The 22,812-nt window shown below is 42.8% G+C and carries 17 protein-coding genes; 7 read left to right on the top strand and 10 right to left on the bottom strand.

Going from position 1 to position 22,812, the window contains the following annotated elements; translation table 11 throughout:
• The first annotated feature begins 155 nt into the window (after nt 1-155).
• Nucleotides 156-3,971 (top strand): VWA domain-containing protein, encoded by a 3,816-nt coding sequence (locus tag DN068_RS01330; RefSeq protein WP_165836245.1) that lies wholly within the window; start codon nt 156-158, stop codon nt 3,969-3,971.
• 124 nt (nt 3,972-4,095) lie between these two features.
• Here DN068_RS01330 and DN068_RS01325 read toward each other — a convergent pair whose 3' ends face one another.
• The gene (locus tag DN068_RS01325) at nt 4,096-4,626 is read right to left on the bottom strand and encodes a hypothetical protein (RefSeq protein WP_110997071.1); all 531 of its coding nucleotides are present in this window, start codon (nt 4,624-4,626) and stop codon (nt 4,096-4,098) included.
• A gap of 849 nt (nt 4,627-5,475) precedes the next feature.
• Between DN068_RS01325 and DN068_RS01315 the strand changes: the two genes are divergently transcribed.
• Nucleotides 5,476-5,835 (top strand): hypothetical protein, encoded by a 360-nt coding sequence (locus DN068_RS01315; RefSeq protein ID WP_110997069.1) that lies wholly within the window; start codon nt 5,476-5,478, stop codon nt 5,833-5,835.
• Here the strand turns inward: DN068_RS01315 and DN068_RS01310 are convergent.
• From DN068_RS01310 to DN068_RS01300, 3 genes are all read right to left on the bottom strand, one after another.
• Nucleotides 5,828-6,889, bottom strand: coding sequence for a response regulator (locus DN068_RS01310; protein WP_110997068.1), 1,062 nt, complete (start codon nt 6,887-6,889; stop codon nt 5,828-5,830). The genes DN068_RS01315 and DN068_RS01310 overlap by 8 nt on opposite strands.
• A 10-nt stretch (nt 6,890-6,899) precedes the next feature.
• The gene (locus tag DN068_RS01305; protein ID WP_110997067.1) at nt 6,900-8,117 is read right to left on the bottom strand and encodes a sensor histidine kinase; all 1,218 of its coding nucleotides are present in this window, start codon (nt 8,115-8,117) and stop codon (nt 6,900-6,902) included.
• An 86-nt stretch (nt 8,118-8,203) separates the two neighbouring features.
• Nucleotides 8,204-8,512, bottom strand: a complete 309-nt coding sequence (locus tag DN068_RS01300; RefSeq protein ID WP_123985193.1) for a hypothetical protein — start codon at nt 8,510-8,512, stop codon at nt 8,204-8,206.
• A gap of 331 nt (nt 8,513-8,843) precedes the next feature.
• Here DN068_RS01300 and DN068_RS01295 point away from each other — a divergent pair, with 331 nt between their 5' ends.
• The 5 genes from DN068_RS01295 (at nt 8,844) to DN068_RS01275 (ending at nt 11,606) form a co-directional block, all read left to right on the top strand.
• Nucleotides 8,844-9,317 (top strand): YbhB/YbcL family Raf kinase inhibitor-like protein, encoded by a 474-nt coding sequence (locus DN068_RS01295; protein ID WP_110997174.1) that lies wholly within the window; start codon nt 8,844-8,846, stop codon nt 9,315-9,317.
• 280 nt (nt 9,318-9,597) lie between these two features.
• On the top strand, nt 9,598-9,987 hold the full coding sequence (locus tag DN068_RS01290) for an ArsR/SmtB family transcription factor (protein WP_110997065.1): 390 nt from the start codon (nt 9,598-9,600) through the stop codon (nt 9,985-9,987).
• 48 nt (nt 9,988-10,035) lie between these two features.
• Nucleotides 10,036-10,503: a DUF6428 family protein gene (locus tag DN068_RS01285; RefSeq protein WP_110997064.1), complete on the top strand. Its 468-nt coding sequence runs from the start codon at nt 10,036-10,038 to the stop codon at nt 10,501-10,503.
• Between the two features lie 9 nt (nt 10,504-10,512).
• A complete protein-coding gene (locus DN068_RS01280) occupies nt 10,513-10,929 on the top strand; it encodes an arsenate reductase ArsC (RefSeq protein WP_110997173.1) in 417 nt (138 codons plus the stop codon).
• On the top strand, nt 10,929-11,606 hold the full coding sequence (locus DN068_RS01275) for an aquaporin (RefSeq protein ID WP_317047129.1): 678 nt from the start codon (nt 10,929-10,931) through the stop codon (nt 11,604-11,606). Before DN068_RS01280 ends, DN068_RS01275 begins: the two co-directional genes overlap by 1 nt.
• Nucleotides 11,607-11,695: 89 nt before the next feature.
• Here DN068_RS01275 and DN068_RS01270 read toward each other — a convergent pair whose 3' ends face one another.
• From DN068_RS01270 to DN068_RS01245, 6 genes are all read right to left on the bottom strand, one after another.
• The gene (locus DN068_RS01270; protein WP_110997062.1) at nt 11,696-13,018 is read right to left on the bottom strand and encodes a chloride channel protein; all 1,323 of its coding nucleotides are present in this window, start codon (nt 13,016-13,018) and stop codon (nt 11,696-11,698) included.
• Between the two features lie 187 nt (nt 13,019-13,205).
• The gene (locus tag DN068_RS01265) at nt 13,206-14,297 is read right to left on the bottom strand and encodes a hypothetical protein (RefSeq protein ID WP_110997061.1); all 1,092 of its coding nucleotides are present in this window, start codon (nt 14,295-14,297) and stop codon (nt 13,206-13,208) included.
• 159 nt (nt 14,298-14,456) lie between these two features.
• Nucleotides 14,457-14,939: a T9SS type A sorting domain-containing protein gene (locus tag DN068_RS01260; RefSeq protein ID WP_110997060.1), complete on the bottom strand. Its 483-nt coding sequence runs from the start codon at nt 14,937-14,939 to the stop codon at nt 14,457-14,459.
• A 14-nt stretch (nt 14,940-14,953) separates the two neighbouring features.
• Entirely contained in the window at nt 14,954-15,571 is a 618-nt protein-coding gene (locus DN068_RS01255) for a hypothetical protein (RefSeq protein ID WP_110997059.1), read from the bottom strand.
• A 69-nt stretch (nt 15,572-15,640) separates the two neighbouring features.
• The gene (locus DN068_RS01250; protein ID WP_110997058.1) at nt 15,641-16,117 is read right to left on the bottom strand and encodes a hypothetical protein; all 477 of its coding nucleotides are present in this window, start codon (nt 16,115-16,117) and stop codon (nt 15,641-15,643) included.
• A gap of 11 nt (nt 16,118-16,128) precedes the next feature.
• Nucleotides 16,129-22,524, bottom strand: coding sequence for an FG-GAP-like repeat-containing protein (locus DN068_RS01245; RefSeq protein WP_110997057.1), 6,396 nt, complete (start codon nt 22,522-22,524; stop codon nt 16,129-16,131).
• Between the last annotated feature and the right edge of the window lie 288 nt (nt 22,525-22,812).

The following is a 22,812-nucleotide window of genomic DNA, read 5'->3' as shown; positions in this document are numbered from 1 at the left end:
TTTGGGACCTCTAAAATACTATCTACGATTTTTTTGTGGCTATAGTTCTACAAAATACCAGTATTTGTACCATTATTTTTATCGCGCAGCATATCGCCCTGTCTGCTGCAATGCTTTCGTTTCATGCTTTCGTTTCAAAACTCAAGGTTACAACTATGAAGAAGACATTACCCATGCTTCTCTTGCTACTGTCCACCACAGTGGCCACCAAATCCTTTGCCCAATGCGGCCTGGATATCATGGTCGTCAATGACCAGAGCGGTTCTGTAGATGCTACAGAGAATGTACAATCCCGCGATTTTATTGTAAAACTGGCTCAGGCACATGCCCTCGGCAACGCCAACACACAAAACCGTATTGCCCTGGCGGAATTCAGCGACGGTTATGCCCAATACAATTTTCTCACAGCGGGACTAAATTATACAACGGATCTGTCTGACATTGTCGCGTACAAAAACGCAGCCCGTACCATTAATGGAGGAACCAATGTAACCAAGGCAATATTAAACGGTTACCAAAATATTAATACAACGCCTGTTAGTGGCCGGAATGCGAGAAAGGTATTATTAATTATAACCGATGCATCTCTTGGTCAGGCTAGTGCAGGATTAATTAATTATGCCAATGCCGTACAACAGGCAGGCGGTGTAGTGGTTGTGATCGCAGTTGCAGATGCCGCGGGTATCCCGCTTCTGGGTATGGCGGCCACGCCAGGTCTCTACTACCAGGAAGCCGATTATGCAACACTAAGTGCTAACGCTGCTACTACTATTAATAGCCTGCTGACAAATTCCTGTACGGCGGTAGCAGCAGCTACATGGGATCTTTCCGTCAACATCGATGCCTATGACTGTAGCAACAATACCGTTAGCTATACTGTAAAAAACACAGGCACCAGCGATTATTCAGGCCCGATACAAACGGCATTCTATAACGCCAGTCCAATGGCCGGCGCAACGCTCACTGCTGTTGATCAACGAACCGCACAAAACATCCCAACAGGAAGTTCCCAATCGTACACCTTCACCAATGCGGGCCTTGAAGGTCAAAATAATGTGGTAGCAGTAGTGAATCTCGATACCAGCAACGGACATGCACTTGCACCATTGCCTTATTATCTGAGATCACGACTCATCGATACGCTGGAACAGAATCCGTATAATAATGTCAGCAATGTAGCATCTGGCTCTGGCTGCCCTTCCGGCGCACAATTGATGGTAACCAATAAAGCAACAGCGGTGACCTGTGATCGTAAAGTGATGTATCAGGTACAGATTACCAATACCGGCAGCGCTGTCGCGAATAATGTGGTACCGCAACTGGTTACAGGCGATACCAATCTTGTACTCATAAGCAGCACCAATGATGCAATTGATGCTTCCGTTGTACAAACCGCCAGCATGGCTAATCCGGGAACGGACATAGCCACGGCAGGTTATGATGGTTATTCCAGAACACTCGTTAGCCCCGCCACCATTAACGGCTACACATCAGCGGAAGGTGCTACGTTTAATTATACGGGAGGGGTACTGGGCTATATTACCAATGGTGTATATAGTTTTCCCCCGACAAGTGCAGGATCTGGCGTACCTTATGGCGCCACCATTATCTCGGCGAAACTGACAGCGCAAGTGGGTGGCGCATTCAATGGCGTATCATCCATTATTGGCGGGATCAAAATAACGAATGCAGGTATTTGGGATAACGCTGCCAGCCATCCGGGGGACGCCTGGGCGGCACATCACACAGGCGCAACGGTACAAGTTCCCGGCGCGCAAAATACCTCACTCCAAACTGTCGACGTGACTTCAATTGCACAAGAGCTGGTAAACCAAACTGGCTGGACTAACAATGCCGAGATGGCCTTTTTTTGGCATGGTCCTAAAAATTTAAGCACTATTAATCCTTATTCTGCTTCTTCATTCCAGATAACATACAAACCAGCGCCAAACATCGCTCCCGGCCAAACCGTTACTTACACTTATGTAATGCAGGATACACTTGCAGCGCCCACACTCGCCAATACATTTGATGCAAGCGTAATTGTAACAACAGGCACTCCAAATACACTCATTCTTCCAGATACAGGTTTTACTGTCGGATCATTGACCGGCCTCTATGGCTACAATGGTTCGCTGGCCGCTCATACAAGCGACGATGTAACGATTGCTGCGTCTTCGGGTTGTTCGCAAACGCCACAAAAGATCACTACTAGTGTAAGCATTACACCAACCAGCATTTGCGCAGGTCCTGGCACATATGTAACAGCAACGGTAACGATCAACAATCCGAACACACAACCTGCTCCGGCTGGCATCACGTTCTACAACCTGATTCAAAATCTGAATCTGACAGGTACAGGCGCCACATTTGCAGGTGAACCATACAATCTCACTAATGGTTTGCAACTGGCACAACCAGCATTGCTGGATCCAGCTTATCCAAACGTGAGTTATGCCCTCTCCGGAAAAAGTGGCGTGCAACAATTACCGTTGCAACAACTGCCTTCTGGTACAAGTACTTTCCAGATAGATATTGCTGCCGGTTCCGCGAACTTCAACATGGCTTCTTTTGTAAACGGAATTGCTCCTGTATATAATGCAGGCGGCAGCACTGATACAGTGCAGGATGCAACAGGCGTAACGGTAAATGCTGCGCCTGCCATCAGCTGGACATGCCCTGCAGCCATCGCAGCAGGAAATACCATCAGTCTGAACGCTACCACAACCAACGCCACAAGTGTTAGCTTAACGAGTGCATCATCTGGCGATATTGTCAACGCTGGTTCTGTTGCTGTACCAACCGCTGTCTATACACCAACACCAACTGATGTTGCCAACCGTTATGCGGCAATTTCAATACATGTGCTTTCGAGCGATGGTTGTGAAGCTGCATATAATTGTCAGGTACCTATTACCGGTGTAAGTTTCGATTATGGCGATGCTCCTTTAGGATATGATCTTGGTGACAGCACCGTATCTATCGCAGCGGGCACTACCGTGGCTGCAGGTCTTTCGCTCGGTGTTATTGCACCAGGTACTGAAGCAACAGCCAAAGCAAGCGCTAACGCAGATGGTGACGGCAATGAGGAAGACGGGCTGGTATCTACCACACCAACCGTAAACAGTGATTCTGTAATGTTTCAGGTAACGGCTACCAACACAACTGCCAATCCTGCATACATCAGTGGTTTCCTCGACTACGACAACAACGGCAATTTTAATGCACAAGGAAAAACATCCGGCAGAATTCTGGTTCCGGCCAATAGCGGTAATGCTACTTACAATGTAGTATTCTTCGGACCGAAACAGAATTTCACAGCAACAAGTGGCTACCTGCGTTTGCGTCTTTCCAGCGACTCTTCTACTGTTGCTTATCCATTTGGTGCTACGCCACAAGGGGAGGTTGAAGATTATCTGGTAACCATCATAGCACCTCTGGCAGTAAATCTTACCTCATTTGGAGCCAATGCTAAAAACTGTGATGCCGTATTGAACTGGAATGCGGTTGCGGATGATCTTACTCAATTTAACGTGGAACGCAGCGGTGCCGACAATAAATTTGTTACCGTAGCAACACTAGAATCAAAAACAGGTAAACAAACTTATACTTTTACGGATGCAAATCCTGGTGCTGCACGCTGGTACTATCGCCTCAAGCTCCGGGAAGCAAATGGCAAAATCAGCTACAGCGCTATCGCACCTGTGAATCTCAGTAATTGTGCTGCGGCATCTGATATCGTATCTGTTTATCCAAATCCAACAGCGGGAGATATCACTGTTACTTGCCCTGCATTCATTACCAGATTGGAAATTGTATCGCTTTCGGGAGAAGTATTATATCGCTACACGCCGGAGCAATCTGTCAATCGTCAGATGATTCACATCAACCAATTGGGAACGGGAATCTATCTGTTGAAAACTACAAAAGCTAACGGCAGTGTAGATGTGCAGAAGCTGATAAAAGAATAGTGTAGGCTTTAGGTTCGGGTCATCGGACTGGTTTGTAATAAAGAAAAGAGGTCTCCATTGTGGAGACCTCTTCCTATTTTCCTGAGTTTCGCAATCAGATCCCAATAGAGATAGCACATTTCCGCTATTTATGTTTTCTAAATCGAATATTGTAAGTGGCACCAACGCCCACGCTTCCTATATCGCCGCCATCATCGGTGCTGCGAAATACATCGTTAAAGTAACCGAAGAAATTCCAGTTATAGTTATGGTAACCGAGTTGTGGTTTCAGATAGAAACCACCGGTGGCGCCGTCATAGCCGGTTACGAAACTGTAACCAAGGTCCAGTCCTGCAAAGAATCCTTTACTGCGCGGATAATAACGAATAAAGGCCCCCAACGGAATGGTTCCGAAATCCTGAAAACCATTCTTGGCAAAATAATGATTGTAACCTGTGGTCAAACCGATACCGAGGTGTGGCGTTTCGAGGAACTGACCTTTTAATTCAAGGCCTGCAGTAAAACTGCTGTAATCGCTGATGTTCCCTACCGGAACACCTACATTAGCGCCGATCTTTAGCCAGCTGTTTCTGGTTGTGATATCCGAAGATTGTGCCCGTACCTGCTCTGCGGCCATTAAAAGAAATGCAGCAGAAAAAATGAATGTCCTTCTCATGAGTTACACATTTCACTAAACGCATAACAAAGATGTGCCAACGAATGTGCGGGATTAGTTAAAAAAGTCGCTTCCGTCAACAAACTATCGCTTACCCTGCCGGCGCATCCACACCAATATTGTGATTAAAACAATCAAAGCGCCAATTCCGAAAATGATTGTCCGGCTATCCTGAGACAAAAACAAAATTGTATTCAACACCATTTTTACCATGCAACAATATACTGCTTCTAATGAAAAAGACTGCCCGGCAGAACAGTCTTTCGCGTGTAAAAAATAAATAGTTTCATTAACACTTATCGGTAGAGGATAAACACCTTGAAGCATATTCTGCGCCAGTCTAAAATCAACAGTGCCCAATTCATTCAACGTTACAGACGCAATCATCAATACCCTGCCCTCAGCGCTGGCATTAAAATGGATGCAATGACTAACCAATGATGGTTAAACCTACCGCAATCGGCAATAATTAAAAATATTAAATCGCTAGTGTCCGAATAACATCATTAGTACCGTTCACGACGATATCACATTGGCAGAAACAACATCAGAAAATCGCGCATCGCTGATAACTGCAAGAATCGTACAGCCGCTAATCGCGCCGCGGCAAAAAAAATCAGCCAAAACAAAAACATACAATAAAGCCGCAGGCAAATAAATTTCGTATATCACCAATACACAACGCACTCAAAACGGCAATCCTGGCATGATTTTGTTTTGATTAGCCAATACTAATGACCGTCATTTTCAAGACTGACAAACATCATTGAACGCCAGAAAACGGCAGATTACTTTTGCCCGGTAGTTGCCCCGGTAAACATCCTTTTTACGACCTAACACAATTGCTCATTGGAAAAAACTAAACATATCGAAGCCGTACGAAAGGCGCAGATCGAATTGGAGGAGCTTGGGAACCGGAATATCCGACTAAAGGAAGAACTGTCTGAAGCAGTGCGCCGTGAAGTAAATGCTGCGTTTGTTGAAAAAGCAGAACGGTTTCAACAATCTTTTCTGGAAAAAGATCAGATCATTGCATTGTTAAGACATGACGCGAGAATTCTGATAGAAAAACTAAAACTGGATATTGCCACCGATGCAGACTTAGTGCAATGCACACGACTCAAAGCGGACGTACGGAGACTGGCAAGCAATGCCAGTGAAAACACTCTGTCGTTCCAATCGTTTCTGGCGAACGAACCAGCTAATTGAACATCTGTTTCAACGCCAGATAGTCGAGCACTTTAATTTTACTTCCTTGCAGGCCAATCAGATTTTCGTCTTTCAGTTCGCTGAGCATCCGTATCAGCGATTCTTTAGCTACACCAACGATTGCTGCCATATTCTCTCTTGAAAGATCTATCTGGAAATCAGGATTATTTTCGGGATTGTATTTATTGCAGAGCATGATCAATGTATCCGCAACTTTCTTTCGCATTGAATTGTAAGCGACTGACAATAACTGCTCTTCTTTTTCATCAATATTTTGTGCCAGCATACAAACAAAGCGTTTCATCAAAGCCGGATTATCTGCCAGTAAAATTTCAAATTCCGACCGGGGAATTGCAACCAGCTCTGTATCCTCCAGTGTTTCCGCAGTTTCCCGGTACATCGTGTCTTCCATCAAAGGCGTGTAACCTACAAAATCTCCATCGCGAAATAACCCGGTTATAAACTCTTTACCGTCGTTATTCCGCTTGAATGTTTTCACTTTTCCCTTCTGCACATAAAATAAACGGGTAGGATGACTGCCTTCCCAATATACTATCTGCTTTTTCTTATAACGGTTGAGATTACCGCATCCTGCCAACTCAAGCAACAAATCTTTACCGGATGATATCGCACAAGATTCATCTGACGTCTGTAAAATACTTGTAGCAGGCCGTTTTAACCGGTCAGCCTTTCGGAGCCTCATATCTACTGCGCTTAATAATTCAGTTCCGTCAAAAGGTTTGGTGATATAATCGTCTGCGCCGAGTTCCATGCCGCGTCGAATTTCATTGCGCTCAGACCTTGCCGTGAGAAATATAAAAGGCGTGTCTTGCAGCACAGGATTTTTTTGCACCATATGCAATACCCCATAACCGTCCAGCACCGGCATCATGATATCACAAAGAATAAGGTCTGGCATTTCTTTCAACGCAGTGCTGATGCCCTCTTTACCGTCTTGCACGGCAAAAACCTGATAATCTGCAAGGCTTAGAATCTCTGCCATATTTTCCCTTATGTCTGCATTGTCTTCAATCAGGAGGATTTTTTTCTGCATGATGTGGTTTTTAAGTATTTCCGGAAATATTGAACTGTAACTTAAAAGTGGTTCCGCAGTTAATTTTACTGCTGAAAGCGATAGAGCCGTTCATCAATTCGGTATACTTCCCTACTATATGTAACCCCAGCCCTGTTCCTGAAATATGGGTAACATTAGTTCCCCGGAAAAACCGCCCGAATAAATGTTGCTGATCCTCATCAGGAATGCCGACTCCTTTATCGGTAACCGATAAACTAAACATCTGATCTTTACACACCGTATTCAGCTTTATGTTTGTATGCGCCGGCGAAAATTTGATTGCATTGGATAAAAGGTTCAATACAATATGTTTGGTCAATGCAGGATCTAACCTTACATCTGGTGTTCCGTGGTGGCTGTAAACAATCTCCTGCCCTGGCTTGAGCAGACAATTCATTTCCGTTACCACTTCAGTCAGATACCCTATTATATCGAATACGCTGTAGCGCACTTGTATTTTACCCTCTTCAATTTTTCCCACAGAAAGAAAATCATTCAGCACATCCGCCAGCATATTTACAGAGGACACGATCCGGTGTACATGTTTTTCTCTTTTGGAATGATCTTCTTTTTCTTCGTATTTAGAAATCAGGTAAGCGGATGATAAGATTGTGCTTAACGGTGTCCGGAATTCATGTGAAGCCATTGACACAAATCTTGATTTCAACTCACTGAGTTCTTTCTCCTTTTCAAGCGCAGTGCGCAAATCTGCGTCTTTTGCTTCTGTTTCGGCAACCAGCGCAGCCAGTTGTTCCACAGCACCGGTAAGGGTTTGCGTACGGTCTTCTACTTTTTGTTCCAGCTCATCATTTAATTGTTGGAGCGCCTGTTCTACTTCCTTTCTTCTGGAAATATCGCTGAGGTACGCAATTATATACTTGTCGCCGGATGCCTCATAATGACTCAAACTCACTTCAACAGGAAATTCAGTCCCATCTTTATGCCTGACGTATAAATCAATGCCCGCTTCTTTTGGCTGCTTTCCATTTGAAGAAAAATAACGGTTCGCCAGTCGTGCCTGTTCATAAAGACGAGCAGGGATAAGCTTTCCGACCTCCTGACCTACTAATTCTGTTTCCTCATAACCAAACTGTCGAAGCAAAAATGGATTGGTCAACAGGATAGTTCCCTGATGGTTTGCCACCAGAATTCCCAGAGATGCATTATCAAATAACACATCGAAACCAATAGCTTTGTTTCCACTCATCCCAAAAACATATATCGTAAATATACATATTTATTATTTTAACCGTTATATGTTGTCCTCAAACCTTCTGACTGCCCTTGCGGCGACTATTTAATATTAAATGTTCCACCAGATGCTTTATCGCCATTGAAAATAGTATAGTTATAAGTACCAGTTTTCAATTCTTCTGTTGGGATATTCACTGAGTTGCTATAAAAAGACCGGGTTGTCACGATGTTCCCCAGTTGATCTTCGATTTCAATTTTAGCCTCTGATCCCAAAGCTGAAACAAGTTCAAAACTGATGAGATTGCCGATACGGCGTTGGAAGGTAGCAACGCGGGCTGTGTTGTTATTAGCAGCAGCTGTGCTTACGATAACCAGAGCAAGGACGAATTTTAAAGCGATGTTTTTCATGACTGTGTTTTTTAGTTTGTTTTTGATTGATTGTTGATGCAAACCTACATCGCCCAAAAGGCCATCCACATTGCTTTTCGACATCTACGCCCTATGCTTCGACATGCTGCAAACAAATTTCGTCGATGGAAAAAACTATTTCGTCGAAGCCGATATATTGGCACTGTTTTTAAATCCATTTCTGTCAGCGCATTCCGCATTTTCGGTATCCGGACGTTTCGCTATAAAACAGAATTTGTGGAAGCAGAAAAAAATCGCAGACCTTGTAATTCGTAATTTCGTATACCAACCTGCCTGGAATATTTCGCTTCATTCTTTAAAAATCATTTCAATGGAAACAAAGACATTAGTAATCACGAGTTCAGCCTTCATCAATGAAGGTCCCATGCCTGCCAGATACACTTGTGATGGCGATGGAATAAATCCTCCGTTACAAATTGAAGGACTGCCGGCGAATACAGTAACATTGGCACTTATTGCAGAAGATCCGGATGCGCCAAAAGGAATTTTTGACCATTGGATTGAATGGAATATTGATCCCATAAAGGAAATAAAAGAAGACAGCAACCCTGGCATAAGCGGCAACAACAGTGCAGGAAAAACTGGCTACCATGCGCCTTGCCCACCAGCCGGCACGCACCGGTATTTCTTTTACATTTTCGCGTTGGACACAGATATTGACCTACCTGCAGGGGCGGATAAAACGGCATTGCAGCAGGAAATGGAAGGACATATTATTGCGCAGGGAAACATTATGGGCACGTATAAACGGCCATCGCAAAACCCACATCATGACCACCACTGAGGATAAAAAAGTACAGGGGTAACGAATACGGATAACCCAATTTCATGCTGAATCATCAGCCCGATATTGATTAAGAAACATTTTGCCTTCAGCAAAATGTTTCAGCACATAAAATTGCATCGCGGTGTGATATAAAAATCATGCCAAAGATAAAAAGAAACGCCAACTGATAACAGCGCCCATTATCGGTTTCAGCCGATTAACGAATGTAAAATTTAATGTTAAATTAATATTGAAAACAGAAAAATGATTTATAATATTGTGGTGAGTATTAGTCACTATGGGAGCCACCAAATCCGGTTTATTCACACAACAACAGAATGATCTTGCCAACATGGCGAAGGCGATTGCCCATCCTGCGCGTATTGCAATTCTTCAATTCCTTTTAAGAACAAATGCTTGCGTATGCGGAAGTATTGTTGATGAAATAGGACTCGCTCAGGCTACGATTTCACAGCATCTCAAAGAATTAAAAACTGCAGGACTAATACAAGGCACTGTAGATGGAACTAGCGTCTGCTACTGCATTAATCCAACTTCATGGTATCAAATCAGGGACATTTTATCTGCTTTTTTCACAGACATTCCGGAAGGCCACTACCGCTGTAGCCCGGAGGTAACGCGCAGTTCTGAAGCAAAAAATTGCGCAGCAGACGAAAACTGCTGCTAAGTTTTTTTACTTCATTCATCGTAATATTGCGATTAAAAGAAACGAACAATGAAGATATCCGAACTTAAATCAGCATTAAAAAATCTTTCTGCGATTGTTTTCAAACTGCCAGACGGAACGATATTGCCAATGCACTTTCATGTTACGGAGGTGGGACTGGTAACAAAACATTTTATAGACTGTGGCGGAACTGAACGCAAGGAAACGATGGCCAATTTTCAGCTCTGGGAAGCCGGCGATTATGACCACCGTCTTGCACCGCAAAAATTCCTGCACATACTAAACTTATCCAGTCCGATACTAGGCAGCGATGATCTCGAAATCGAAGTTGAATATCAACAAAACACAATAGGAAAATTCGGTTTAGACTTTAACGGCTGTGAGTTTTTGCTCCAGTCAAAACAAACGGCATGTCTGGCTCAAGACGCTTGCGGTATTCCTGAAAAGAAAAAAATATCATTATCCGAACTGACGATCCAATCATCTTGCTGTACACCCGGTGGCGATTGCTGCTAAATGATATTCATGAAGAAGATACTTGTCCTCTGTACAGGAAACAGCTGCCGCAGCCAGATTGCAGAAGGTTATTTAAGATTCTTTGCTAATGGAAGGGCAATAATTTATAGCGCAGGAATTGAAACTCATGGCGTAAACCCGAAAGCTATTGCGACGATGGCCGAAGATGGAATTGATATATCAATGCATACTTCAAACAACATAAACGAATACAGGAATATCGACTTTGACCTCGTCATTACTGTTTGTGATAATGCCAAAGAAGCTTGCCCATACTTTCCGAACAAAGCAGCACAATTTCATCACAACTTCCCGGATCCGGCGAAAGCTACAGGAACTGAAGACGAAATAAAGCAGATGTTCCGCGAAGTAAGACAACAGATCAAAATCTACTGCGAAACGTTTATTAAAGAACATTTCAACTAGTGGTGCGAAACTATTTTGCAGAAATGACCGGTACTTTCGCCATTGTATTTTGCGGCACGGGTGCCATCATCATCGATCAAACCTCCGGTGGTGTGGTGACGCATTTCGGTATTGCAATGATTTTTGGAATGATTGTGATGAGTATGATTTATGCACTGGGAAATGTTTCAGGCGCTCATTTCAATCCCGCGGTAAGTGTAGCATTTACTATAGCAAGAAAATTTCCGGCCAAACAATTACTACCATACATTCTCAGTCAATTGACCGGTGCGCTTTTGGCCAGCATTTTTCTGAAATTAGTCTTTCCTCATAATACATTTCTGGGTGCTACGATACCTGCAGGTTCAGACTTACAGTCTTTTGTAATTGAACTGGTGCTTACATTTTTTCTTATGCTGACAATTCTAAAAGTAGCAACCGAAGGCAAAATGCGAGCAGTGTTCGTCAGTGCTGCCATTGGAGGCGTAGTGGGTTTGGAAGCTTTATTTGCCGGACCAATAAGTGGCGCCTCTATGAATCCTGCGCGTTCTCTTGCTCCGGCTGTTGTATCAGGGCATATCCACCATTTATGGATTTATCTGCTGGCACCGGTTATAGGCGCCTGTCTCGCGGTCCCTTGCTGGAAATTACTCAAAGGCGAAATATCAGTCTTAAAAACGAAAAGGCAAATCAATTGACGACACAACCAACTAAAAAAGCAGAGACATGAGTCTCTGCTTTTTTAAATATCACCACTGCAATGCCGCCACAAAAGGCGTTCGCAAGTTTAATCTCTATTAACCCGATCACGGTAAATCTGTCTTACCCAACGATGCGGATATTTTTCTGATGACGGATTCTCGTAACTATATACAGTGTATTCGCAGAAATAATGTGCAATATAGCGTGCCGCAAAAGAAGCCAGGAATGTTGGAACGATCAAAGCAAACCCGCCCGGCACAATGCCGCAAGCAAGCATCAAGGCAGTAAGTGGTGCGTGAATAGCCGCGCTCAATGCTGCAGCAATACCGAACACCATAAAATTACCTAGTGAAAAATGCGTTCCGAAATAATGATTGGAAGTCGTAGCGGTAACTACACCTAAGATTGCACCTACTACAATGCTTGGTGCAAAGACCCCACCATCGCCGCCGGCACCGAGTGTCAGTGATGCGACTAATGGCTTCAATGCAATAAGGCTGACCAACAGTAAAATTATTTTCAGGGAATACTGGATGGTGCCGCCAGCAAACAGCGAATTGACCGCATGGTAACTATCGCCAAATAACTGAGGGAACACGTAAATGGAAACACCCACAATCAGTGCACCAATATTAACGCGCAGAAAATTATTGTCGATCGCTGCGAATTTCTTTTTCACATAAATCAGCACGCGCGTAAAGTAAATGGAAATGAACGCACACATCGCACATAAAACAATTACAGCAAAGGTCGCATCAGGATTCCACGGAGACGTTGAAACATGAAACAGTGGTTCTTCGTGTAAGAACAATGTCAAGATCGCCGAAGGTAAAATGCCGCAAAGTGTAGCCAGCAATACCGACTTGTCTGTTCTGCGTGAAATCACTTCAATCGCAAACAACAGCCCACCGAGCGGACTATTAAATAAGGTTGCCACACCGGCAGCAACGCCTGCGCAGATCAATTCTGTTTTATAACTTTTAGCAACTGCATTTTTATTATAAGCCGCCGACCCTACTGCCGCAGTTGCAACTACTGTCGAAACTTCAACACCAGTGGAGCCTCCAAAAATTACCGTCAGAAAACCATTAATAAAATGGGATGGAATTTTATACGCCGGGAGTTCATCTCTACGGTCTTCAATGGTGCGGTAAATTTCTTTAACACCTTTATTCGCTTTTCCCTTGAAGAAGTATTTCCGCAGAAAATAAATTGCGGTCATTCCGACAGAAGGAAGAATAATAAACCAAGCGGAAGATCTGGAGAAATTACTAAACACATAAGTCTCTACGTGTTCGGTAAGGTGTTTCAGGCCAAAAGCCAATGCTGACGCAAAAATTCCAACTAACAGTGACATCAGAAGCAGACGACCATAATGTTGTCGCTTCACGGAAATCCGGTAACTCATATGATTCAGTAGGCAGCTTTTTAACTAACTGCCAGTCAATTGCACCTGAGTTTCTATGGACAAGGAACCCATTTGCGTCGCAAAGTTCCGTGATTTTAACGAGAATGATTACATATTTTATATTTTTTTATCAAAAACTTCACAGTTACACCTATAAAATCGTAAAGCGAAGGCGGTTATGACCAAATTAAGCATGATTTCTTTTCATCAGCTCGAAATAGGTCTGGGTGGGAAGCTTCATTCGCAGGATTTCAATTTGATCCTTTTTAACCAGTAACAATTCGGTCTGTTGAAAGTATCGGGCTGAATCCCCCATTCCAATCCACTTACCAGTATTAAACGCAACCGCCACCATTCCATTATGGACAGCAACTTTAGGATCCGTCGCTATTTCTTTGGACGATCGCAGCGTATCCTCCACAATTACATCATAATTCTGATGACGACCCAACAGCAAATATTGTTGTGTTGTGTATTCACTTCCCTGGTCATAAATGGAATATAATTCCCCGCCGTAAGAAAATGTTGCGAGGAGACAGCTATGTGCCTGACCAAAATATTCGGTAACCCCGGGCAACCTTAAATGCTGTAAATAATTGTAGTCGTACATACTGTCAGACAACTTGCCCCTCCAGCCACAGTAGAACTTGTTGCTATCATCATTGGGAATTAACGCTGAGGGATCTTTGATGGATATAATGCTGGAATAGCCTGACAAATGAGACAGCTGTGAACCCACAATATAATGCCCGTCATAATACAAAACCTGTGTAGCACAGGTAGCAGGGTACGCGAACACTTTACCTGTTTGTTTTTGCCTGAATGAAACGATCCCTCCAAATTCGCCCATGCAACAGCTATACACTTCGTAAGCACTATCTGTATACAGCATTTTGAAAAAAGGATTTGCATCCGTACCGGAATGGATTATCCATTCCATATTTTCTCCTAAATACCAAACATGTCTGTTATTATACGCAACAGTCGTATCATCATTCGATATCAGACCTTGAATTGAATCCTTGCCAAGGCGCCTGCTAATCGACTCAATATAATTCAGGCTCGTGTCAAAGACCATTATCTGTTTATTCCAAAGCAAACAAATAATATACCCACCGTGAAATGTTACCTGATAAATATAATCTGTGCCTTCCATTTCTTTTTGAGAAACGACGAATTGCTGTTTCTCCTTTACAACACCCGGTGGTACCGGCACATTGGAGCAACTGCAGATAAACCAAACAACAGAGAACAACAATAAAAAGAAGATGGTGCGCATCGGTGATCTCTAAAATACAAATTTGCAGCACACAAATTTGCCTGAAAAAAGTGCCGTCTAATCTCATCAGATTTTAAACACAAACCACTAGTGTTAGTCTTTGTTTAATTAAAGAGCGGGAACAAAAATTGTTCCCGCTCCTGGCCTTGCAATGCTATGTTACAATTTGGTAATCTTAAAACTGTAGGGCTTTCCCTGATAAAGAATATTCAGATGATATAATCCCGGCGCCAACGCACCAAGATTACAACGATATTCCTGACCGGAAATATCACCTGCCTGCACAATACTTCCCTTGCCATCATACAGGTGAAAATGCACATGTTCTGCAGTTTCACTCAAGCGGATATTGACAAAATCATTTGCAGGGTTCGGGTAGATAGTAATTAGTGATACGTCATTATTATCGTCATTGTCTGTTCCCGCCATCCTGGAGATTGCGCCGCCGCCTGGCAATGGATTAGTAGTGCCGCCGAGATTATTCGGATCAAACAGTTGACAATCGTTATATCGTTTGACCCGATTACCCGTAGCATCATAATCATAATAAATGCCGCAACGCTTATAAGCAGTTTGAAAAATCTGAGCCCTTGCGGTTATAACCCCAGCAATGGCGATACATAAGAGTGCTATTTTTTTCATTTTATTTTTTAAGTTTATAATCCAATCTGAATACCCAAGCTGGCGTATCCTTTATAGCCGATACCCAATTCTGCCAAGGCTTTTGTTTTCTTTCCATAGGTGACACACAGCGGTGAAACCTGATAAATCGGCGAAAAAGACTTTATGTGAAAGTAGCCGAGCTCATTTGGTACATCTGAATAAAGATTTTGATACCGCACACCCATTGAAACCGCACCATAGAATTCCCATTTCTTTTTGGCGTAATAATAGTAGCGACCATCAATAGCAATTCCCATATGGGCTAGAGATTGGTAAACATCCTTGTAATAAATACGTTTGTAGTGGCCACCATTGACATTTACCCCAACAGCTATTTTCTTTGACACCCTCCGCAAATACCCCAATATAAGCGGTCCTGTATTCCGGACCTCCAATCCTTCAATAATTCTACGAAATGGCGATGCATTCCAGAGTTCGTCCTGTTGGACCTCATATGTCCCATTCGAGATATAGAATTTATACCGCACTTGCTGAAAAAGCCCTACGGAAAAAGTCAGATTGTTTTTTGAATAGCTTTCCTGCGCGAATACTGGACAAAAAAGGAATATGCTGACCATAGTAACTAAAGCCAGACTGATTAATTTGCTCATCGATTCTTAGTTATTAATTTGCGCGTTTGATTTTTGTTGATGAAATATCCATTAACATTTTACTTCATTTTAAAGCGGAGGCAACTCAGGAAAATTTTCGCAGAAAACGATTTCGTTTTTTGTTTTGGAGATGCCTAGAATATAGTAACCATCTTTTTTGTAAGCATGTTGGGCCGGCCGGCCCAGGGCCTCATAGTCCGCTAAATAATACATATACTCGTCAGTAAAACTGAACAAACGGGTCGAAATGAAAACATAGCCAGCCGCTTTAGCCCCCATAGAATCAACAGGAAAATATTGGAATCTATTTAGTAATAGCTTCTTATCATTCTCACTGACTTCTGCAATGGTAAGAGCTTGATTAGCCCTAAATTCAGATTTCATTACTTTAAATGAATCTTTAAGATTCGTGCAAGTAATAAAATCGATATCAGCATATTGTTTGTTGTTATCGCGACTTGTACAGGAAGCCAGTGCAAAAAAAATAGCAATAATTATTGTACACCTATTAGTCTCCTGCAATTTCTTAAAAGTTATTCTATCCATATTTTTCCAAATTAATGTTTGTAATATTTATCAATATACCATTGTGGAGGGGTAATGCCATATCGAATATTATAATATACTCCTGGTATAGCTCTACCTAAAGTAGTAGCGGCTTCAGCTATGGGGGACCTGTCTGTATGAGCGTCAAAATTATAATAATCAGAAAATCCAACGGGAAGATATTTTCCATTAACGTCGTTTCTCGTATTTAATATAAAATACATTTTAATACTCCCCAATGCATATCCAGACGAGGTATTGTAGGTTGAAACGTCCTGAGAATATAACCCTTCAACTGCATCGTTGCCATTTCGCACAGGAGTGATTAGCGATTCAATAATCTGCCCGTCATTTTGCAATGCCTTTGTTAGATTCCAAGCAGCTTCTCTGCCAGGAGTAAAGTCTGCCCCTCCTTCAACCATATACCACCGAAGCAGTCCAGCCACGCTAAGATCATATTCCCCTGGTTTATTCCAGATGGCTTTAACAGCTTCCATCTTATGCGCTAACTGATTCGCCAAATGATTGATCAACGCTGTCGCCGCACCTTCTACAAAGTTACCACCCGTCATCGCTGAAGCGGCACCACCCACACCGGCAGAAAACACAGAACTACCTATATCACTGTTTAAAACAGAACCTCCGTATAAAGTAGCAAGACTACCAGCTACAGAGCCGAATGCCCCCGCATAAAAAGCACTAGGATTACCACCAGAAGTCAGAAACGATGTCCCACCATGCATTAATGCACGAGCGCCTTCACGTAAAAGATCCTTACTGGTATAGAAACAACCCGCCGGTGTGCCGGCAATTACATCCGCGGCTTTAAAATATTCACCAATGCCATAACTTAAACCGCCTTGCCAGGCGCCCATAAAACCTGCGATAAGAAGACCTTCAGTAGAGAAATTACGATGTAATCCACCTGGCGCAGTCGCCGCATGATACAAATAAAGGCCCATATCAACTCCTGCACCGACCAGCAAAAAAGGATTGTTGCCGTCCGGATCTATATATTTCAGCGGGTTGTTATGTGCGTAAGTATAGCGGTTGTAATCTTGGGTTGAAGAAGGATTGGAAACATAATCATCTGGTGAAAGCATACGGCCTAATAGCGGATCATACAAACGGGCATTCATATTGATAAGACCGAACTGCGGCATATCTTCATGACCTGTATAACCTCGTATCAACCAATTGGGCACAGCTGGCACACTATTGTTACTCCAGTCCGCAGGATTTCTTTTTCTGCCCCAGGCGTCAAAATTCTGCTCTGCAACAACAGTACCTGCATTATCAGTTAGCTTCAGAATAGAGCCCAGATGATCTTTGTACACACTGTACACTTTATCTTGTCCGTTTTCCATCACTACAATTGCTGCGAGTCCATCACCACCTGCTACATACTGAATATACCGTATTGAGCCAACCGAATCAATATCGATATCACAATCGCCCATATAAAAGCGAATGTCTTTAATCGTACCGTTTTGTCTTAACACACTTTGCGCACGATCATAAGCGTCATCATAAAGAAATGTTTGCTGATAACCGTTTTCGGAAACACTGGCCGGTCGGTTAAACGGTGTATAGCTAACATCCTGCTGCAGGGTATTGATATTGCCTGCAGCATTGCTGACATAATAAACCGCGTGCTTTTTATAGTCATAGTCGCCTACGTCCGATTTGTTTTTGATATTGCCCCAACTATAGTTGGAGACTTGATCGTACGTAATTGTATTGGCTGGATAGCTGACAGGCGAAATAATGTTGCCGCCGCCCAATATTGGTCCTCTAATACCACCTAGTATACCGCCAAATCTTGGCTGTGTAACATTACCGGTTACTGCCGCTTGCGTTAATCGATCCAGATTATCGTAAGTAAACGTTTCGGCAAAACTGTTGAGATTGTCGGCCCGTCTTGTAATATTTCCTGTCGTATAATCGTAGCTTAGACTGTAGTTTTGGATGCTTGCACCGTTTGTTACATAACTCGTCGGTAAACCATAGTAATAGCTGATGTCTGTCCGTATGCCATTTGCCAATGTATATTGAGTTGCCTGTCCACTACCATTGATCGCTTGTGCTGTATAGATGGGATAAGGATTGCCATAATAGTCATTCCGCACATTGGTCAGATAACCGGCTCCATCGTAGCTATTCCGGATTGTATAACCCGATGGAAACATCTTAGTGACCACTTGTCCTTGCGCATTGTAGGTATAGTTGTGTTGAAATACCTGACCTGTGATTGTCTTTTTCTGATTAGCTATTCTTCCGTAGTTGTCATAGGTGAAATCTTCCATAACGCCACTGAATGCCGTCACATTTTTCAGTTGGTTCGCCAATCCATTTCCTGCACTATAATAGGTATAAGTCGTTGTCCCCTCCGGTCCGCTTTTCTGCGCAATATCACCTAGCTGATTGTAAGTAAAAGTATGTCTGTTATTCCGGGCGTCCGTTTCTGCTGTTGGTCTGCCATAGGCATCATACTCATAGGTAGTAATGCCGCTGCTAAAGTCGGTTGTCTTTATTTTCTGTCCATATACGTCATAAATATTCGATATAAACGTATTGGAGCCCTGTGCTACAATGGTTATGTTGCCGCGACTATTATAACTATAATTTAGTTGTCCACCATTATCATTCACTTTAATCAGTCTACCTGCTGCATCAGTTGTTCTTGTACTGATACGCCCGGCTGCATCGGTAGTGGTTTGTATCATATTCCCACCACTATAACCGATTGTATTTTGCACCGTACCAAAAACGCTATTACCAGACGATTTTAAACGATTGTATTCATCGTAAGCGTTCGTTGTAATCAGTGGTGATTCAGAAGATAAATAAGTATTAGTTTTCGTATTTACATTCCCACGAGCATCATATGTAGTTCTTTGTGTTGTCCATTGATTATTCATGCTGGCTACATCAGTACGTATTTCACGCCCCAGTCCGTCATACCATTTTTTTACATCTGGTGACCCTGCCGCGGCGGTCCATGAATACCAGTAGGCACCATTTTGCACATCCCAGGTCTTAGAAATATCAGTAGTTACGCCGGTCGCACTTGTTTTTTGTATGAGGTCACCAAAGCTGTTGTATACATTCGTTGTGGTTAGTCCGTCAATGCCTCTTGCCGTTAATAAACCTCCGAACTTAGGATCGTAGGTGAAATTACTATACTGACCAAGGTTGTTTGTTGTTTGCGTAGCGAATCTGTATTTACTGTCATATCCGGTAGTGCCTGTGATGGCTGGCACACCGTTGGCCGTCTTTGTAGCCTGCGTGATATTACCGCATAAACTGTAAGTAAAATTCGTGGTAACGGCATTGGGCAGTCCAAAACTGCTGACAGAAGTGGTCAGCAAACCTTTCGCTCCATAAGTATACTTGTTAGACGAACTTACAGAAGCGTTACCTTGTCGCGTACTAGTTATGGTTTGTACATCAGGTTTTGAGGGGTAAGGATAACCGTTTGCCGCAACTACATAAGAAGCACTCGTCGTTGTTTGTTCCAAGCCATTGGCAACATTATTATTTGCAGACGTTACGTTATCGTAATTATCGTAATTGCTAACCGCTGTTGTAGTAACGCCACTCAGATAATCCGTACCATTTTCCATGGTCTGATCTGTAGCGAAAATGTCAGAACTGCCTACTCTTTTCAACGTTATCGTCTGTTCGCCCACCGACAGCGTCTGCGCAGGAGCAATCAATGACGTAGTTGATTTACTGCCCGCAGGTAATACACGGATTCGAGGATTACTCGTTACAACTTCCTGGATTTTTGTTTGCGTCTCTATTATTTTATTAGCAGTGCTATCTACAGCTTTAAAACCCATGAATCCTATAAATCCTTTGCCCATCAGATGTAGTACAGGGTTCTTATAGTAATAAGAAGTAACCGTTGGACTGATGCCCGTAAGACCGCTATTGGTGGTAGCACGCATTACATTGGTAATTGGCACTACACGGGTAACTAAGTCTATACCATAAGCAGTGAAATCATTGCTAAAACTTGCCGACTGACTTAATGAGCTATATTCAAAAGATGTTTCGTTACCTAATCCGGTTCTTACTTTTTCAAGCAGTTTATCCGTAACATTTGGCCTAATGGTAATCAGGTTTGATCCCGTAAAAATATCATTTCGGTTATCACCATTCACATCTGTAACCTGTACCAACGGTCCCAGCCTATCAGGAAAAGCAATATTTGGCTCATAAGCACTGTACGACCATGCATTGTACCCCAGAGAATAGTAAGTCTCCAAATGACTAAAGCCTCCAAGCGTACTTTTATACTCATGTAGTACGTCAGATTTACCATCGCCATTGTAGTCGCCGATAACAATCCAGTCATGTGTGAACTGATTATTTCCCTGGTCGTGTATTTCACTATAATTCAGAACGGGCGAATTGCTATGCCCATAGTTAAATGCGTTGACATCAAATCCTGTCCCATTACTGTATGCTACTGCGGGAGACGGCTGAAAATTCGCTCCGCCCGGTAATCCACCTGTACGAGGACCTGCTTCTGCGTCTTTATCTATAATAAACATATCAGTGAGTCCATCACCGTTGAAATCCCCAGGCCAGGCATCCCAATTGTCGCTCACTGCAAAAGAAGAGCTCTTCACTAAATCTACTTGTGCGGAACTTCCATTAAATGTTAAAGCATATACATCAATTCGTTTGTCCTTTCTCAAGTAAAGCTCCATATCACCATCGCCGTCGAAATCGCCGGCAAATATCTGATCAGCGCCATCGAAAGCTTCAGCAATAGGCTGCGTCACGGAAACATCAATCACGCCAACACCTTGCTTAAAACAAAACAATTTGGTGCGGTAATAATACCAGGGATTACGTACGATCAACATTACCTCCGGTATTTTATCTCCATCAAAATCCCCAATCTGCAAACATGATTTGGCGAATAGCTCATATCCTACGTTCCCGTTGTTTACATTCGGCAATGTATAATTTTGCTGCGCAAACTGTCGATTTCCCTTACTGTATAAAATGTTTATCCCCCGAGTCCTTGTTTCCGAGGTTGAACATTTCTGTCCCGCTTCTACAAAAGTTTCTATTCTTAAAATATCATCCCGACCATCGCCATCAAAATCCGTTGCAACTACTTTTTGATACTGAGGGTTTATTAATTTCGACGAAAGCTCTGTTATTTTAATACCACTACTTAAATACTCAGCATCAGGCAATGTTATATCTGCATATAGCTGCAGACTGCTTCCACTCGCATTGCCAGCGTACACTTTATAACCAGTGCTCTTATAGGAACATAAATTTGAAAAAGCGACCTTAGGTACGATAATATCTGTAAAACCGTCGCCATTGACGTCTGCAGCAGAATAGTCATTACCTACATTACCCGTACTTGTGACGACCGGATCATCTGTCAAATCACCGTATTTGAAGGACGTTGCATTAAGAGAGGTACCAGTACCATTTGTTTCCTTTACTTCCTTTAAAAAAGAAAGATTATCGGACATTCCGTAGGTAAACTCATATGTTCGGAACAAGGTACCCTCTGCATATATTTCAATTCGCTGTAGCAGATTCTTTTTGTATACCACTCCCTCCAAACTCTGTAAAGTGTTTTCGTCTTTGCGTGCCCCGTAGATAAATTTCACGCTATTGTACGGTTGTAAACCGGCCGCATCGTTGCCTGTGTAGCGGATTTCCGACAGGAGTTTCTCTCCGCTTATGTCAGTATAATTATACGTCATGTAGTTGCCAGACTCATCAGTCACTTTATTGAGGTACCAGGCGTACCATCGCGATGTTCCTGCGCGCGATACACGGGCATTTGGATCGCTACCATATTCCGCAATCTTACCATCTTTGCTCAGCGCAGCGAATGAAGTAAAGTTTTGACTGTTCCCGCCCACTTGCCGCACCAGTGTAAAGTCTGTTACTTCGGTCAGGTATTCAGCATTATCACTCTGACTGTTTGGATTCTTTAGTAAACGGCTACCATCAAGCAGATAATTATCATCGACAGAAGAAGGTGAATTGACGTTATCATAGTACAATGTATGCGGCGCAGCCGTTATCATGCTGATGCCGCCCAGATTCCATCCATAACCGACCAAGCCATTTCCCGTTTGGGAATTATAACTGATAGAAATGGAAGGTACCAGGCCGTTGGTACCAGGAGCTATCTTAATGGGAATACTATAAGTTGCCGCCCCTGAGGGTGTAACAGAATGTTGTCCTTCCAAAACACCTACTGGCTTGGAAAGGTCTATACTTCTAGAGAAGTTACTACTGTTATAAAGCGGTTCATAATTGATGATTTGTGCACTTGCCGCAAAACCACTAGTAGAAAGAACTATAGCGCAAAGCTTTCCTATCCATTTTTTGCGCTGTAGGATTCGGTTTAACATAGAGGAGTTTTTATGCTCCACATGTTCAATAATAGTGCCAAATTTTAACAGATTTTGGATGGCACGCTAAACAAAACTGACATGTTTCTTCACATCCGATAAACCTTGCCACAGTTCTAGAACCACACAGAGATGAAAAAGCTATTTATAATCCATGAGAAAAATATTTTTACGTTTTTTTTAAAACGCAAAAAAACTAATTCCCTGCGTTTTACCTTAAGTCACCATTCATCATTATAGAAAAACACAAAGGCGCATTAGCACTTACTAGCAGCATAAAAAGACAGA

The sequence above is a fragment of the Taibaiella soli genome (genome assembly GCF_003236175.1).
In the GTDB taxonomy this organism is placed as follows: domain Bacteria; phylum Bacteroidota; class Bacteroidia; order Chitinophagales; family Chitinophagaceae; genus QKTW01.
The sequence above is the reverse complement of the archived record's forward strand: the minus strand, read 5'-3'. Positions and strand labels throughout refer to the sequence as shown.

What these genes read in the sequence shown, in the direction of transcription:
- DN068_RS01330 (WP_165836245.1), top strand. Translation starts at nt 156, where the DNA reads ATGAAGAAGACATTACCCATGCTTCTCTTGCTACTGTCCACCACAGTG.
- DN068_RS01325 (WP_110997071.1), bottom strand. Translation starts at nt 4,626, where the DNA reads ATGAGAAGGACATTCATTTTTTCTGCTGCATTTCTTTTAATGGCCGCA.
- DN068_RS01310 (WP_110997068.1), bottom strand. Translation starts at nt 6,889, where the DNA reads ATGCAGAAAAAAATCCTCCTGATTGAAGACAATGCAGACATAAGGGAA.
- DN068_RS01305 (WP_110997067.1), bottom strand. Translation starts at nt 8,117, where the DNA reads ATGAGTGGAAACAAAGCTATTGGTTTCGATGTGTTATTTGATAATGCA.
- DN068_RS01300 (WP_123985193.1), bottom strand. Translation starts at nt 8,512, where the DNA reads ATGAAAAACATCGCTTTAAAATTCGTCCTTGCTCTGGTTATCGTAAGC.
- DN068_RS01295 (WP_110997174.1), top strand. Translation starts at nt 8,844, where the DNA reads ATGGAAACAAAGACATTAGTAATCACGAGTTCAGCCTTCATCAATGAA.
- DN068_RS01290 (WP_110997065.1), top strand. Translation starts at nt 9,598, where the DNA reads ATGGGAGCCACCAAATCCGGTTTATTCACACAACAACAGAATGATCTT.
- DN068_RS01285 (WP_110997064.1), top strand. Translation starts at nt 10,036, where the DNA reads ATGAAGATATCCGAACTTAAATCAGCATTAAAAAATCTTTCTGCGATT.
- DN068_RS01280 (WP_110997173.1), top strand. Translation starts at nt 10,513, where the DNA reads ATGAAGAAGATACTTGTCCTCTGTACAGGAAACAGCTGCCGCAGCCAG.
- DN068_RS01270 (WP_110997062.1), bottom strand. Translation starts at nt 13,018, where the DNA reads ATGAGTTACCGGATTTCCGTGAAGCGACAACATTATGGTCGTCTGCTT.
- DN068_RS01265 (WP_110997061.1), bottom strand. Translation starts at nt 14,297, where the DNA reads ATGCGCACCATCTTCTTTTTATTGTTGTTCTCTGTTGTTTGGTTTATC.
- DN068_RS01260 (WP_110997060.1), bottom strand. Translation starts at nt 14,939, where the DNA reads ATGAAAAAAATAGCACTCTTATGTATCGCCATTGCTGGGGTTATAACC.
- DN068_RS01255 (WP_110997059.1), bottom strand. Translation starts at nt 15,571, where the DNA reads ATGAGCAAATTAATCAGTCTGGCTTTAGTTACTATGGTCAGCATATTC.
- DN068_RS01250 (WP_110997058.1), bottom strand. Translation starts at nt 16,117, where the DNA reads ATGGATAGAATAACTTTTAAGAAATTGCAGGAGACTAATAGGTGTACA.
- DN068_RS01245 (WP_110997057.1), bottom strand. Translation starts at nt 22,524, where the DNA reads ATGTTAAACCGAATCCTACAGCGCAAAAAATGGATAGGAAAGCTTTGC.